The organism is Streptomyces sp. NPDC039462, assembly GCF_055639375.1.
Map to the genome: position 1 here is coordinate 954289 of NZ_JBVKAO010000001.1, position 14824 is coordinate 969112.

A 14824-nucleotide genomic window follows, 5' to 3' on the forward strand; every position below is an offset into this window, starting at 1 on the left:
GTCAGCCCTTCACTGCGCCGGTGAGCATGCCCTGCTTGAAATGCCGCTGCACGAACGGCGAGAGAACGGCCACGGGGATCAGCGCGAGCACCATCACGGCCATCTGGATGGCGAGCGGCGACAGGTGGCCCGTGTTGATGGCCTGGCTCAGACCGGTCGGCTTCTGCTGCTTGAGGACCAGCTGCTGCATGACGTTCTGCAGCGGCATCATGTCCGGGTCGCTGAGGTAGATCGACGCGTTGAACCACGCGCTCCAGTAGCCCACCGCGTAGAAGAGGGTGATCACCGCGAGCACCGCGCGCGAGAGGGGCATGACGATCCGCCACAGGATGCGCAGGTCCCCGGCCCCGTCGATGCGGGCGCTCTCGACCAGCTCCTGCGCCGTGCCCATGAAGAACGCCCGCAGCACGAGGATGTTGAACACGTTCACCGCGCTCGGCAGGATCAAGGAGAGATACGTGTCGGTGAGGCCGAGCCCCTGCACCACCAGATAGGTGGGGATCAGCCCGGCGCCGAAGAACATCGTCGCGACGATCACGAGCAGGATCGGGCGGTGCAGCACGGACCCGGGCCGCGACAGGCCGTACGCGCAGAGGACCGACACGGCCATGCTGAACAGCGTCCCGACGACCGTGACGCCCACGCTGACCAGCGCGGCCCGTGACACCTGACCGCCGCTGAGCAGCTCCTGGTAATGGATGAACGTGACGCCCCGGGGGATCACCACGAGGCCGCCCGTCTCGGTGATCGTCCGCACCGAGGAGAGGCTGGTGACGACCACCACCCACACCGGGAAGAGCACGGCCAGGCAGACCAGTGCCAGGGTCACGCCCTTGGTGGCGAGCCCGGCCCGCGTCGGCGGCTCCTCCCACACCGGGCGCAGACCGGACCGGCTGCCCGGCTTGACGCCGAAGTTCAGTAGGTTGAGGGAACTCACCGCTTGTACACCCCCTGCTCGCCCATGAGGTGGGCGGCCTTGTTGGCGCCGAGCACGAGCAGCAGGCCGAAGACGCCCTTCACGATGCCGATCGCGGCGCCGTAGCCGAAGTTGCCGTTGTCCAGGCCGGTGTTCCACACGTACGTGTCCAGGACCTCGGAGGCCGCGGCGCCGACCGCCGCGCGCTGCAGGAGGATCTGCTCGAAGCCGACCGTGAGCGCGTTGCCGACCTGGAGGACCAGGAGCAGGGCGACGACCGGGCGCAGCGCCGGGAGCTGGATGTGCCACATGCGGCGCCAGCGGTTCGCGCCGTCCATCGCCGCGGCCTCGTACAGATCGGGGCTGACGGCGGCGAGCGCGGCAAGGAAGACGATGACGCCCCAGCCCGCGTCCTTCCAGATCATCTCGAAGGTCAGCAGGAACTTGAACAGGCCCGGGTCGGTCATCAGGTCGAAGCCGTCGTGGCCGTGGTCCCGAAGCACCTGCGCGACGAGGCCCGCCCCGCCGAACATCTGCTGGAAGACCGTGATGACGAGGACCCACGAGAAGAAGTGCGGCAGGTACAGGATCGCCTGCGCCACCGCCCGCACGCGCGGCCGCACGAAGCTGTTGATGAACAGCGCGAGCGCGATCGGCACCGGGAAGAACAGCGCCAGCTGGATCGCGAAGATGGCGAGGGTGTTCCTGACGGCCTGCCAGAACAGCCGGTCGTCCACCATGTGCCGGAAGTGCTCGAAGCCGATCCACGGACTCTGCGACATCGCCTGGAACGCGTTGTCCGCGATGTACGGGTCGTAGTCCTGGAACGCGACGACGTTGCCGATCAGCGGGACGTAGTTGAAGACGAGGAGCAGCAGCAGCGCGGGCAGCACCATCAGGAGCAGGACGCGGTCGCGGCGCAGCCGGTGCCGGAGCGGGACGCGCGCCGGGGGCGCCTTCGCCGGCCGGGCCTTGGAGGTCTCGGGTGGCGGCGCGGCCTCTCCGGGGACGGGGGCGGGGGTGGCGGCGCGCGCGTCGGTCGTACCGTGCGCCATGTCAGGACGCCGATCCGCCGGACTCGTCGAGCAGCTTCTTGTACCAGTCGCGCAGCTTGTCGCCGCCGCCCGACTTCCAGTCCGATGCCGCCCGCTGCATGTCGGAGACCTTCTTGCGGCCGCGCACGATGTCCTTCTCCAGGTCCTCGAACTCGGCGTTCAGCTCGGTGTACCGGGTCGGCTCAATGATCATCATGCCGTGGAAGAGCGGCTTCTTCGCGTGCGCGCCCTGGCGCTGCTGCCAGCCGACCATGCCCTCGGTGACGTCCGGCAGGTCGGGATAGGCGACGAAGGGCGCGGGCGACGCCAGATACTCGTACGTCGAGAAGACCTCGTTGTTGCCCTTGCCGTTCTTGGTCAGGACACCGTCGTCGAACGTGTGGTGGACGCCCTCGACGCCGTACATGCGCAGCCGCTGCTCCTTGGTTCCGTAGGGCGCGGCGGTGAAGTTGGCGAGGGCGAGGATGTCGCGGACGGTCTTCTCGTCGGCCTTCTCGCTGATGAACGTCCAGATGTCGGCGGGCGGGCGCTGGTAGAGGGTGGGTGCTCCGCCGTCGGGGGCGAAGTAGTCGAACGCCTCCATCCGGAACTTCTTGTTGTCGACGCGCTGCACGGCGGCCTTGCCGTACCAGTCGGAGAGGTCCTGGCAGTACATCCAGACCTTGCCGGCGGCGCACAGGTCGCCGACGTTGCCGGTCTCGGCCTTCGCGTCGGGGTGCACGAAGCCCGCCGAGTAGAGCTTGCGCGACCACTCCAGTGCTTCGAGGTACTCGTCGGTCTCGTAGCGGTTGACCAGCTTCCCGTCGACGAGCTTCCAGTAGTACGGCTTCTCGGGCAGTACGCCGAAGATGTGCCAGGCCGCCCATGTCATGTCGCCGCACGCCCACACCCTGCTCCGCGGGGAGTTGAGCTGCTTGCACAGGTCGTAGAACTCCTGGGCGCTGGTCGGCGCCTTGATCCCCTCCTTCGCGAAGAGGTCGGTGCGGTAGAACGGGGCGATGTTCGGGGTGGTCGCCGAGGGCATCGGCAGGCCGCGGAGCTTGCCGCCGAAGACCGAGCGCTGCCAGGCACCGGTCGGGATCGCCGCGAGGTTCGGGTACCGCTCGACCTTGTCGCCGCTCAGATAGGGGCCGAGGTCGGCGAACTTGTTGGCGATGGCGCTCGGTATCTTGCCGGTCAGCTCCCAGCCGGGCACGACCACGGCGTCCGGCACGCGGCTGGAGGCGAGGACCGCGCCCAGCTTCTGGCCGTACGTGTCGCCCTGCTGGTTCTGCCAGGTGACGCGGACGCCCGCGGCCTTGTCCATCGCCGTCCAGTACGGGTTGCCCTGCTTGGGGACGTTGCCCCAGATGGGGGCCATGACGGTGAACCGGCCGCCCTTGCCGAGGCGCTCCGGCACCGACACCTTCAGCCCGGCCGCGGGCAGGGCCTTGGTGAAACCCGCGGCCGAGCCGTTCTTGGCCGGGATGTCCGGCGTGGCGACGTCCGACGCGACGTACGCGGGCAGCAGGTCCTTGAGCTTCTTCCCCGTCGTGGTGCCCTCGTTCTTCGAACCGCTGCCGCCGCACGCCGCAAGCAGCGGGGCACCGCCCGTCAGGGCGAGCGCGGCGAGCCCGGAGGAGGCGAGGAAGCTCCTGCGGGAGGGGGAGTTCGGCGTCATTGCGTCAACCCTTCGTGGCGCGCACTCGAAACCCATGTCGAAGCGCTTCGATTTCGGAGCGAGATTAGGTGACGGGGAGGGGAGGGACAAGGCTTCGGTACCGAATTCGTCGCTCGTGCAGGCCAGTTGACGGCCGCAGTTTCTACTGGGATGCCGGGCCCTTCGAGCCGGGCGCCCCGGTCGTTCCCTTGACATGGACGCCACCCAGCACAGAGCATCGAAGCGCTTCGAAGGAGCCCGTCGCCCGCCCGGAGGACCCTGACGTGACCGAGAACCCGCCGCCGTTCCGCGACCCCGGCCTGCCGCCGGACAAGCGGGTGGACGACCTCCTCGCGCGGCTCACGACCGACGAACGCGTCGCGCTCCTGCACCAGTTCACGCCCCCGGTCGAGCGGCTCGGCATCGCCGCGTTCCGCACCGGGCAGGAAGCCCTGCACGGCGTCGCCTGGATGGGTCCCGCGACCGTCTTCCCGCAGGCCGTCGGGCTCGGCGCGACCTGGCACGACGACCTGCTGCGGCGCGTCGGCGAGGCCGTCGGCACCGAGGCGCGGGCCATGCGCGCGCGGGACGACCGCGTCGGTCTCAACCTCTGGGCGCCCACCGTCAACCTCCTCCGCCACCCGCTGTGGGGCAGGAACGAGGAGGGGTACGCCGAGGACCCCCACCTCACCTCGGCACTCGCCGTCGCCTACACGCACGGCCTGCGCGGCGACCACCCCACGCGCTGGCGCACCGCCCCCGTCCTCAAGCACTGGCTCGCCCACAACAACGAGACGCACCGGGACACGTCGAACTCCTCCGTGCGCCCGCGCGTCCTGCACGAGTACGACCTGCGCGCCTTCCGCGCCGCCGTCGAGGCGGGCGCGGTCGCGGGCGTGATGCCCGCCTACAACCTGGTCAACGGCCGCCCCAACCACGTATCGCCGTACCTGAGTGAGCAGTTGCGCCGCTGGACCGACGAGGAGCTGCTCGTCTGCTCCGACGCGGGCGCGCCCAGCAACCTCGTCGACTCCGAGAAGTACTTCGACTCCCACGAAGAGGCCGTCGCCGCCGCCCTCGTCGCGGGTGTGGACAGCTTCACCGACCACGGCACCGACCCGACGGTCATCGTCGGGCGTATCCAACGGGCCTTGCGAGCAGGGCTGTTGACGGAGGCCGACATCGACGCCGCCGTGCGCAGGCAGCTGTCCGTGCGGCTGCGGCTCGGCGAGTTCGACCCGGACGGCGGCCCGTACGCGGCCGTCTCCCCGGACGACATCGACACGCCCGCCCACCGCGAACTCGCCCTGGAGGCAGCCGAACAGGCCGTCGTCCTGCTCAAGAACGACGACGCCCTGCTCCCGCTCGCCGAAGACACCCGGATCGCGGTCGTCGGACTGCTCGCCGACGAGTGCAAGACCGACTGGTACAGCGGCACCCTGATCCACCGCAGCACCCCGCTCGACGGACTCCGCGACCGCTTCGGCGCCGACCGCGTCGTCTTCGCCGAGGGCGCGGACCGCGTGCGGCTGAAGTGCGCGGCGGGGTGGCTGCGGGTGCCCGCTCCTTCGGGCCCGGCCGACCGGGCGCCGGCCGCCACCGGTGCCCTCGACCCCGCGCTGCTCGCGGGCCGCACCGACCTGCCGCCGCTGACCGTCTGCGAAGACCCGGCCGACGCCACCGAGTTCGCCCTCGTCGACTGGGGCGAAGGGGCGTGGACCCTGCGGGCGGCGGACGGGCGCTTCCTCTCGGTCGCCGACGACGGCTTCGTGCGCGCCTCGGCGGACCGACCGGGCGGCTGGGTCGTGCAGGAGACGTTCGGTCTTGTCGAGCACGGGAAGGGCTGCCTCATCAAGCACGCGGGGACGGGTGGATACGTCTCTGTCGCCGCCGGTGCCGTGAAGGTTGCCGCGGAGAAGGAACTCTTCACCGTCGAGGTCCTCGAGCGCGGCGAGGACGCCGTGGCCCGGGCCGCCGCCGACGCGGACGCCGTGGTCGTCGTCGCGGGGAACGAGCCGCACATCAACGGCCGCGAGACCGAGGACCGCACGACCCTCGCCCTGCCGCCCCACCAGGAGCGGCTGTGGCGCGCGGCCCGCGCCGCCAACCCGCGCACCGCGCTGGTGCTCACCTCCTCCTACCCCTACGCGGTCGCCGACGCCCACGCGGAGCTGCCCGCGCTGCTGTGGACCGCGCACGGCGGACAGGCCGCAGGCACCGCGCTCGCCCGCGTCCTCGCCGGCGACGTCTCCCCGGCCGGACGCCTCCCGCAGACCTGGTACGCCGCCGACGCCGACCTGCCGGACCTGCTCGACTACGACATCATCGGCTCGCGCCAGACGTACCTGTACGCGGACCCGCACGCGGCGGACCGCCGCCCGCTGTACCCCTTCGGGCACGGGCTGAGCTACTCCTCCTTCGCGTACGAAGACCTCACGGCCGCACGCGAGGGCGATGTGCTGCGGGCCGCGTTCACCGTCACCAACACCGGGTCCTCCGCCGCGGACGAGGTGGCGCAGCTCTACGTACGCCCACCCCGGAACGCCGCGGCGGGCCTCACCCTGCCGGACAGGCAACTGGTCGCCCACCGGCGCGTGCACCTCGCCACCGGGGCATCGTGTCGCCTGGAGTTCGAACTGCCGCTGAGCAAAATGGAGGTCTGGGACGTGCGGCACGACCGCTGGGCCCTGGCGCCCGGCACGTACGACCTGCTCGCCGGGGCCTCCAGCCACGACATCCGCCTCACCGCGCCCGTCGGTCTCGGCGGCACCCCGGTCGCCGCCAGGCCGACGCGGAGGGACGGCCTGGCGGCGACCGGCTACGACACGCAGTCCGGCACCGAGATCGTCGACCGCACGAAGACGACGGGTGACGCGGTGCGCGCCGTGCACGACGGCACCGGTGAACTGCTCTTCTGCGAATGCGACTTCGAGGCCGGCGTGACCGGCGTCTCCGTCGAGGCCGCGGGCGAGGGCGCCGTCGACCTCATCGCGGGCAGCACCGCGACCACCGTCACGGTCCCGCCGACGGGCGGGAGGTACGACTACGTCCGCCACGGCGCGGTCTTCGCCGCCTCCGGGGTGCGCGACCTGCGCGTCCGCCTGCGAGGGGCCGTCCGGCTCGCGCAAATCACCTTCACGGCCGGCGAAGAGGGCGAGGGCACGGCATGAGGTTCACCGACGGCTTCTGGCTGATGCGGGACGGGGTGCACGCCTCGTACGCGACCGACGTCCGCGAAGTGCGGGAGAACAGCGGCGGCTTCACCGCGTACGCCGCCGTCAAACCGGTGCGCGAGCGGGGCGACACGCTCAACTCGCCGCTGCTCACGGTCGAGTGCTTCTCACCCGCCGAGGGCGTGATCGGCGTCCGAACGACCCACCACGCCGGGAAGGCCCACCACGGCCCCGACTTCACCCTCTTCGCCAGCGAGGGAGCGGCCGCCTCTGAGGAGGTGCCCCGCGTCCGCCGGGGCGGCACCGTCACCGAACTCACCAGCGGCCCCCTCACCCTCCGCCTGGACAGCGCGGCGCCCTGGGGCCTGGAGTTCCTGGACGGCGAAGGGCAGCCCCTCACCGCCGTCGAGCGGCGCGGCACCGCCTTCGCCACCACCCCCGACGGCACCCACCACATGATCGCCCAACTCGCCCTGGGCGTGGGCGAGTACGTCTACGGACTCGGCGAGCGCTTCACGCCGTTCGTCAAGAACGGCCAGAGCGTCGACATCTGGCAGGCCGACGGCGGCACCAGCAGCGAGCAGGCCTACAAGAACATCCCCTTCCACCTCTCCTCACGCGGCTACGGCGTCTTCGTCAACCACCCCGGCAAGGTCTCGTACGAGATCGGCTCCGAGTCCGTCGGCCAGCTCCAGTTCAGCGTCGAGGACCAGTCACTGGAGTACTACGTCATCGCGGGCCCCACCCCCAAGGACGTCCTGCGCCGCTACACCGCGCTCACCGGCCGGCCCGCCCTGCCGCCCGCCTGGTCCTTCGGCCTCTGGCTCACCACCTCCTTCTGCACGCCCTACGACGAGGAGACCGTCGCCGGGTTCGTCGACGGCATGGCGGAGCGCGACATCCCGCTCAGCGTCTTCCACTTCGACTGCTTCTGGATGCGCGAGCACCAGTGGACCGACTTCCAGTGGGACCCGGACGTCTTCCCCGACCCGGAGGGCATGCTGCGCAGACTCCGCGAACGCGGACTCAAGGTCAGCATCTGGATCAACCCCTACATCGCCCAGAAGTCTTCGCTGTTCGCCGAGGCCGCGGCCGAGGGCTTCCTCGTGCGGCGGCCGAACGGCGACATCTGGCAGTGGGACCTGTGGCAGCCCGGCATGGCGCTCGTCGACTTCACCCACCCCGGCGCCCGCGCCTGGTACGCGGCCAAGCTGCGCACCCTGCTCGACCAGGGCGTCGACTGCTTCAAGACCGACTTCGGCGAGCGCGTGCCCACGGACGTGGTCTGGCACGACGGCTCGGACCCGCACCGCATGCACAACTACTACGCGCAGCTGTACAACAGCACCGTCTTCGAACTCCTGGAGAAGGAGCGCGGCACGGGCGAAGCGGTCCTCTTCGCTCGCTCCGCGACCGCGGGCGGCCAGCAGTTCCCCGTGCACTGGGGCGGCGACTGCTTCGCGTCGCTCGGCGCCATGGCCGAGTCGCTGCGCGGTGGCCTGTCCCTCTCGCTGAGCGGCTTCGGGTTCTGGAGCCACGACATCGGCGGCTTCGAGGGCACCCCGGACCCGGCGGTCTTCAAACGCTGGCTCGCCTTCGGCCTGCTCTCCTCGCACAGCCGCCTGCACGGCAACGTCTCCTACCGTGTGCCGTGGGCGTTCGGCCAGGAAGCCGTCGACGTGGCACGGAAGTTCACCCGCCTCAAGCACCGTCTGATGCCCTACCTGTACGGCGCGGCCGCCGAGGCCCATCACGACGGCGTGCCGGTGATGCGCCCGATGCTCCTGGAGTTCCCCGACGACCCGGCCTGCCGCACGCTCGACCGGCAGTACATGCTCGGCCCCGACCTGCTGGTCGCCCCCGTCTTCAGCGCGGCGGGCGACGTCGAGTTCTACATCCCGGAAGGCACCTGGACGCACCTCCTGACCGGCGAGACCGTGCAAGGCCCTGGCTGGCGGCGCGAGACCCACGGATTCGACAGCCTGCCGCTGTACGTGCGGCCCGGCGCCCTGCTGCCGCTCGGCGCCGACGACCGGCGGCCCGACGGCGACTGGCTCGACGGCCTGACCCTGCTGGTCGCCCCCGGAGCGGCGCCCCGGACCGAGATCACCGTCCCCGACCACGAAGGGCGGCCCGCGGCCATCTTCCGCGCGACGCGGCACGGCACCGGGGTCCGCGTCCTCGCGTCCGGCACCCGGCGGCCCTTCCGGGTGCGGACGGCCGACGGACGCGCGACGGCGGAGGGAGTGGGGGAGGTGGTCCTGCCCGATGCCCGCACGGACGGAGAGACCGGCTAGAGTTCCCGCCTCCACCGCGACGACGGAAGATCGCGCGGCGCAGGCGGAAGAGAGGCCACCCATGACGCCGGCCGCGGACGACGCGGCCGCCGAGTTCCACGCCTTCTTCGAGCGGCACTACGCCGAACTCGCGCGCCTCGCCCACCTGCTGACGGGCGAGGCCGACGGCGCGGACGACCTGGCGGCCGACGCACTCCTCGCCCTCTGGCACCGCTGGGACCGGGTGCGGGCCGCGGACCACCCGGCCGCGTACGCCAGGGGCGTCGTCGCCAACATGGCGCGCAGCCGCATCCGCAGCGCCGTGCGCGAGCGGCGCCGCATCACGCTCTTCTGGTCGGGCCGCGACGAGGACGTCGCGGACCCCGACATACCGGCCGTCGTCGACGTGCGGGACGCGCTGCGCGCGCTGCCCTTCCGCAAGCGGGCCTGCGTGGTTCTGCGGCACGCCTTCGACCTCTCGGAGAAGGACACCGCACTGGCCCTCGGGGTCTCGGTGGGTACGGTGAAGAGCCAGACGTCGAAGGGAATGGCTGAGCTGCAACGACGCCTCGGCCCGCACCCCGCCCTCGCACGGGTGCGCGCGGTCACGGCGGACACGGGGGGAAGCCCATGAGGGACGACGGACACGACGACGGCGTCCGCAGGAAGCTGCGCGGCGCGGCGCAGGCACACCGGCCCGACCGGGAGCGGATGCGGGCCCGCATCGAGCGCGGCATGGCCGAGGGAAAGCGGCCGGAGCGCCGCTCCAAGGCCACTCGCCGGGCGGTCGGCGCCTCCTGGCTGCGCGTGGTGAGCGCGACCGCCGCCGTGGCGGGCGTCTGCGCGGTCGTCGGATACGGAGTGGCCGCCGCCCTGCGGGACGACGAACCGGCCCCGCAGTCCGTGGCGACGAGCACCACGCCCCCGACGCCGACGCCGACGCCGACGCCGACACCGGGCCCGGACCGCACCCCCGATGCCCCGACCCGCCGCCCCAGCGGCACACCGGAGACGCCCCCGAAGTCGCCGAAAGCACCGAAGCCACCCAAGTCCTCCAAGGCACCGGACGTGCCGAAGGACGTGCCCGCGGACCGCCTCCTGTGGGCCGACGGCTCGATCGACCCCGGCTCCAGCACGTACTGGTCGCAGAGCGACATCACCATCAAGGCGGAGAAGCCGCTGACCGCGCTCACCGTCGAGGTGCGCGTCGCCGGAAGCGGCGAGGTCGCCGACACCGGCAACTGGCGCTCCCTGCCGGAGGACGACTTCGCCGTCTCGGTCGCGGAGCGGGACGGCTTCCTCGTCTACCGCTGGACGCTCAGGCCCGGGAAGACCGTGCCCGTCGGCGAACACGTCTTCGCCGGGCAGTTCAACCACCCGGCGGGCAAGCGGGACGCGGGCGGCGACACATATGCGGTCCATGCGGGCACAGCGGACGAACGGACCGTCTGGCGCGGCGACTTCGCCTGAGCCCGGAGCCTGAAGTCGAAAAAATTTCCGGCACGGCGGCAACCCATTCCCGGTCGGCGGAGACCACACAGCGAAGAAGCTCTCCCCCCACGCACGAGGAATGGGACACATGACACCACGAGCTGAACTGCGCAAGGGCCGCAAGCGGCGCCTGACCAAGCGCCGGGCCATCGGCGCGGCCACCGCCGCACTCGCCCTCACCGGGGCCGGGGTCGCGACGAACAGCATGCTGTCGCCCGCGGGCGCGGCCACCACGGCCGCGGCCTGGCCGGAGGCCAGGGGCCAGGCCCCCACGGCCAAGACCATCGAGGTCTCCGGCACCCGCGACGGCGGCCTCAAGCGCTACTACGGCACCGGCGACCTGGGCGGCGACGGCCAGAACGAGGGCCAGGACCCGATCTTCAAGCTGAAGGACGGCGCGGTCCTCAAGAACGTCATCATCGGCTCGCCCGCCGCGGACGGCATCCACTGCCAGGGCAGCTGCACCCTGCAGAACGTGTGGTGGGAGGACGTCGGCGAGGACGCCGCCACCTTCAAGGGGACCTCGGCGAGCTCGACCTACACCGTCCACGGCGGTGGCGCGCGGAAGGCCGACGACAAGGTCCTCCAGTTCAACGGCGCCGGCAAACTCGTCGTGACCAAGTTCCAGGTCTCCGACTTCGGCAAGCTGGTGCGCTCCTGCGGCAACTGCTCCAAGCAGTACAAGCGGTCGATCATCATCAACGACGTGGACGTCACCGCGCCCGGCAAGTCCATCGTCGGCATCAACACCAACTACGGCGACACGGCCGCCCTGCGCAACGTCCGCATCCATGGAGACAGCAACAAGAAGATCTCCACGTGCGACCGGTTCACCGGCAACAACACCGGTGACGAGCCCACCAAGACCGGGTCGGGCCCCGACGGCACGTACTGCAAGTTCACGGCCGCGGACATCAGCTACCAGTAGGCGCCAGTAGGTACGACGAGAGCGCCTCCCCGCGAAGGGAGGCGCTCTCCCGCGTGCCCTCCGCTACTGCCCGGCGAGGCCGGTGTGCGCCACACCCGCCACGATCTGCCGCTGGAAGAAGACGAACACGACGATCAGCGGCAGACCGGCCATCAGGCCGCCCGCCATCAGCTGCGCCCACTGGATGCCGTAGGAGTTCATGACGGTCGCGATGCCGTTCGGCATGGTCATCAGCTCGGGGTTGTTGGTCACCATGTACGGCCACAGGAAGTTGTTCCAAGAGCCGATGAAGGTGAAGATGCCGACCGCCGAGAGCGAGGGGCGGGCCAGCGGGAGCACGATGGTGAAGAAGATCCGCCACCGCCCCGCGCCGTCGCAGAACGCAGCCTCCTCCAGCTCCTTCGGGATGCCCTGGAAGAACTTGTAGAGGATGTAGACCATCGCGGCGGGCGCGCACTGCGGCAGGATCATGCCCCAGTACGTGTCGACCATCCCCAGGGACTGGACCGTGGTGAACAGCGGGACGCCGAGGACCGCGGGGGAGATCATCAGGCCCGCCATGACGAGACCCATCAGAGCGCCCTTGCCGCGGAACTCGGTGCGCGCGAAGCCGTAACCCGCGAGGGCGCCCGTCAGCACGACGACGAAGGTGACGCAGACCGACACGACGACCGAGTTCACGAACCAGTTCGTGATGTTGCCGGTCTCGAAGATGCTCCGCCAGGCCTGGGTGGTCCACTCCTCGGGCAGCCACCTCACCGGTACGGCGACGGCCTCGGCCTCCGACTTGAACGAGGTGAACAGCGTCCAGAAGAGCGGCGCGGTCATCACCGCGGAGACCAGCAGGCCGAGGGCGGTCAGGACGAGCTGGCTCGGCCGCCACCGGCGGCGCGGGCTCGTGACGGCTTTCGTGGCGGTGCTCACTGGACGCCCTCCTCACGCTTGCGCAGCAGCCACATGCGGCCCAGCGCGATGACCGCGATCATCAGGAAGAACAGGATCGAGATCGCGGAGGCATAACCCACGCGGTAGCTGGTGAAGCCCTGTTCGAGGGTGTACTGGACCATGGTCCGGGTCGATTCCTCCGGTCCGGGGCCGAACTCGTACATCACCACGACCTGGTCGAAGACCTGGAGCGAGGCGAGGATCTGCAGCGCCACGACCAGGCCCGTGATGGAGCGCAGCATGGGCAGGGTGATGTGCACGGTCTTGTGCCAGGCGTTCGCGCCGTCCAGCGCGGCGGCCTCGTACAGATGCCGCGGGATGTTCTGCAGCGCGGCGAGGTAGAGCAGGAAGCTGAAGCCGACGGTCCACCAGAGGGTGGCGACGACGACGGCCGTCATCGCCGTGTCCTTCTGGGTGAGCCAGGCCGACTCCATGCCGAAGACATGGTCGAGCAGGCCGGTGTCCGGGTTGAACATCCAGCGCCACATGTTGCCGACGACGGTCGAGGGCAGCAGGAAGGGCGCGAAGAAACAGAGCCGCCACAGCCACTTGGCGTGCTCGATGTGGTGCGCGAGCAGCGCGAGCAGCAGGGCGACGAGCACGATGCAGGGCACCACGAGCAGCGTGAAGTACGCGCTGTGGCCCAGCGAGTCCCACACCAGGGGGTCCTGGAGCGCCTCGGAGTAGTTGTCGAGGCCCACGAAGCGGGCGCCGTCGCCGGAGATGTTGGCGTCGGTGAGGCTCAGCCACACGCCGCGCAGCACGGGCACGATCACGAAGAGCAGGAAGAGCAGCAGGAACGGCGCCACGAACCAGCCGCCGTGCTGGAAGCCGCCGCCGGCGCGGGCCCGCCCGCCGCGTTCGGCGACGGGGCGGACGGCCGGTGGCCCGGTGGTGGCCGGGGCGGTGGCCTCGGCGCTGGTGGTGGTCATGCCGAGCCTCCTTCGGCCGCGGTTCTGCCTTCCATGGGGTTCTTCATCTCCAGGAGCTTCTCCAGGACGCCGCGCATCCGGCGCGCCGCCGCCGCGGGCCGGGCCGAGCCGAGGTTGGAGGAGACGACGACCGGGCCGACGCGTTGCGCGAGCGTTCCGGTGGAGCCCGCGAACCAGGCCTCCGGTTCGAGGGCCAGCTGGTCCATCACCGAGACGTACTCGGACTGCGGGCGCAGTTTCCGGTACGCGGCGGTCTTCAGGGTCGGCAGGTGGGCGGGGATGTGGCCGCCGCGCGCCCAGTCCGCGCCGTGCCGCACGATGTACGCGGCCAGGCGGTGCGCGGCGTCGTTGGCGGGGCCGCCGCGGTCGGCCTGGCGGGGCAGCACGAAGCAGTGCGACTCGGCCTGGGTGGCGGGCCTGCCGAAGAGCGCCGGCATCGGGGTGGCCCCGTACTTCAGTTTGGCCCCCGAGTAGACCGGCACGGACCAGCCGCCCTCCCAGACGAAGGCGCCGCCGTTGATGAAGTGCTCGGCGTCGGGGGCGCCCGTGGTGGCGTAGCCGTCGACGATGTGGCGGCGCAGGAACTCCAGGACCTCCACGGCCTTGTCCTCGTCGAACGTGACGTCGGTGAGTCCCGGGGCGTAGTAGGTGCCGCCGGCCTGTGCGTAGAACGACATGAAGAACCACCAGGTGTGGTTCTGGTTGGAGGCGTGCAGGCCGAGGGTCTGCACGCCCGGTCGCATCGCCTTCCTGGCGGCCTTGAGTCCGTCGAACCATTCGTCGGCGGAGGTGAACGGGACGAGGTTCCCGTCGTCCCCGATGAGCCCGGCCTTCTCGCAGACGTCCTTGCGGTAGAAGGTGAGCTGCGGGTGGATGTCGAGGGGGACGGCGTAGAGCTTTCCGTCGACGACGGACCGTTTCCACAGGGCGGGGTTGAAGTCCTCCTGCCGTACCCGGTACCGGGCGAGGAGCTCCACGTCGAAGGGGTCGAGCAGCCGGTCGGGGGCGAAGCCGGTGAGCCGTCCCAGGTGCAGCACACCGAGCTCGGGGGCGCGGTTCCCGGAGGCGGCCATGGCGAGTTTCGTGTAGTACGGATTGCCCCAGAGCAGCGTCGATTCCAGCACGTCGACGCCCGGGTTCGCCCGCCGGAAGGCGTCCAGCATCGCGATCATGTTCACGCCGTCGCCGCCGCTGAACAGGTTCCAGTAGCGCAGCCGCGCGTCCGCGCCGGAGGTCAGCGCGGAGGCGCTCCGGTTCGCGGCGGCCAGCCCGAAGCTGCCCGCGACGGCGAGTGCTCCGAGCCCGCCGAGCACACCGCGGCGGCTCGGGAAGGAGGGTGACATGACGCCTCTCTTCTTTCTTGCGATTCTCGATTGCGTTTGTTCGGTATATCGAATGGTGATCGCAACTTCGAACGGACCGTAAAGTCCAACATCGTGCGCGTCAACGGTTCGGACGAAGTCCCCGTG

Annotated in this window: 11 protein-coding genes; 5 read left to right on the forward strand and 6 right to left on the reverse strand. The window is 70.7% G+C overall.

Annotated features, from left to right (window positions below):
* Position 1: 1 nt before the first annotated feature.
* Genes ACZ7LU_RS04020 through ACZ7LU_RS04030 form a run of 3 tightly spaced genes read right to left on the reverse strand, consistent with a single transcriptional unit; the run spans position 2 to position 3631 of the window.
* Positions 2 to 937, reverse strand: a complete 936-nt coding sequence (locus ACZ7LU_RS04020; RefSeq protein WP_468302377.1) for a carbohydrate ABC transporter permease — start codon at positions 935 to 937, stop codon at positions 2 to 4.
* Positions 934 to 1971: an ABC transporter permease gene (locus ACZ7LU_RS04025; protein WP_470982738.1), complete on the reverse strand. Its 1038-nt coding sequence runs from the start codon at positions 1969 to 1971 to the stop codon at positions 934 to 936. The genes ACZ7LU_RS04020 and ACZ7LU_RS04025 overlap by 4 nt, the downstream gene beginning before the upstream one ends.
* A 1-nt stretch (position 1972) precedes the next feature.
* On the reverse strand, positions 1973 to 3631 hold the full coding sequence (locus ACZ7LU_RS04030; protein ID WP_471915602.1) for an extracellular solute-binding protein: 1659 nt from the start codon (positions 3629 to 3631) through the stop codon (positions 1973 to 1975).
* Positions 3632 to 3894: 263 nt separating this feature from the next.
* On the opposite strand from ACZ7LU_RS04030, the gene ACZ7LU_RS04035 reads away from it, so the two are divergent.
* The 5 genes from ACZ7LU_RS04035 (at position 3895) to ACZ7LU_RS04055 (ending at position 11478) form a co-directional block, all read left to right on the forward strand.
* A complete protein-coding gene (locus ACZ7LU_RS04035; RefSeq protein ID WP_471915603.1) occupies positions 3895 to 6780 on the forward strand; it encodes a beta-glucosidase in 2886 nt (961 codons plus the stop codon).
* Positions 6777 to 9080: an alpha-xylosidase gene (gene yicI, locus ACZ7LU_RS04040; RefSeq protein ID WP_471915604.1), complete on the forward strand. Its 2304-nt coding sequence runs from the start codon at positions 6777 to 6779 to the stop codon at positions 9078 to 9080. The genes ACZ7LU_RS04035 and yicI overlap by 4 nt, the downstream gene beginning before the upstream one ends.
* Before the next feature lie 61 nt (positions 9081 to 9141).
* Positions 9142 to 9693 carry a SigE family RNA polymerase sigma factor gene (locus ACZ7LU_RS04045; protein ID WP_398299761.1) on the forward strand — a complete coding sequence of 184 codons (552 nt, stop codon included), beginning with the start codon at positions 9142 to 9144 and terminating at the stop codon, positions 9691 to 9693.
* Complete coding sequence (locus ACZ7LU_RS04050) at positions 9690 to 10529, forward strand: hypothetical protein (RefSeq protein WP_471915605.1); 840 nt, start codon at positions 9690 to 9692, stop codon at positions 10527 to 10529. Before ACZ7LU_RS04045 ends, ACZ7LU_RS04050 begins: the two co-directional genes overlap by 4 nt.
* Positions 10530 to 10638: 109 nt before the next feature.
* Positions 10639 to 11478 carry a pectate lyase gene (locus ACZ7LU_RS04055; protein ID WP_471915606.1) on the forward strand — a complete coding sequence of 280 codons (840 nt, stop codon included), beginning with the start codon at positions 10639 to 10641 and terminating at the stop codon, positions 11476 to 11478.
* A 63-nt stretch (positions 11479 to 11541) separates the two neighbouring features.
* On the opposite strand, the gene ACZ7LU_RS04060 is transcribed toward ACZ7LU_RS04055, so the two are convergent.
* From ACZ7LU_RS04060 to ACZ7LU_RS04070, 3 genes are read right to left on the reverse strand one after another with little or no spacing between them, the layout of a single operon-like run.
* Positions 11542 to 12402 (reverse strand): carbohydrate ABC transporter permease, encoded by an 861-nt coding sequence (locus ACZ7LU_RS04060; RefSeq protein ID WP_398299756.1) that lies wholly within the window; start codon positions 12400 to 12402, stop codon positions 11542 to 11544.
* A complete protein-coding gene (locus tag ACZ7LU_RS04065; protein ID WP_471150471.1) occupies positions 12399 to 13355 on the reverse strand; it encodes a carbohydrate ABC transporter permease in 957 nt (318 codons plus the stop codon). Before ACZ7LU_RS04065 ends, ACZ7LU_RS04060 begins: the two co-directional genes overlap by 4 nt.
* Positions 13352 to 14698, reverse strand: coding sequence for an extracellular solute-binding protein (locus tag ACZ7LU_RS04070; RefSeq protein WP_471915607.1), 1347 nt, complete (start codon positions 14696 to 14698; stop codon positions 13352 to 13354). The genes ACZ7LU_RS04065 and ACZ7LU_RS04070 overlap by 4 nt, the downstream gene beginning before the upstream one ends.
* Positions 14699 to 14824: the final 126 nt, after the last annotated feature.

Excerpts from the sequence above, each read along its gene's own strand:
- ACZ7LU_RS04045 (WP_398299761.1), top strand. The coding sequence starts at position 9,142 with ATGACGCCGGCCGCGGACGACGCGGCCGCCGAGTTCCACGCCTTCTTC.
- ACZ7LU_RS04055 (WP_471915606.1), top strand. The coding sequence starts at position 10,639 with ATGACACCACGAGCTGAACTGCGCAAGGGCCGCAAGCGGCGCCTGACC.
- ACZ7LU_RS04025 (WP_470982738.1), bottom strand. The coding sequence starts at position 1,971 with ATGGCGCACGGTACGACCGACGCGCGCGCCGCCACCCCCGCCCCCGTC.
- ACZ7LU_RS04050 (WP_471915605.1), top strand. The coding sequence starts at position 9,690 with ATGAGGGACGACGGACACGACGACGGCGTCCGCAGGAAGCTGCGCGGC.
- ACZ7LU_RS04030 (WP_471915602.1), bottom strand. The coding sequence starts at position 3,631 with ATGACGCCGAACTCCCCCTCCCGCAGGAGCTTCCTCGCCTCCTCCGGG.
- ACZ7LU_RS04065 (WP_471150471.1), bottom strand. The coding sequence starts at position 13,355 with ATGACCACCACCAGCGCCGAGGCCACCGCCCCGGCCACCACCGGGCCA.
- ACZ7LU_RS04070 (WP_471915607.1), bottom strand. The coding sequence starts at position 14,698 with ATGTCACCCTCCTTCCCGAGCCGCCGCGGTGTGCTCGGCGGGCTCGGA.
- yicI (WP_471915604.1), top strand. The coding sequence starts at position 6,777 with ATGAGGTTCACCGACGGCTTCTGGCTGATGCGGGACGGGGTGCACGCC.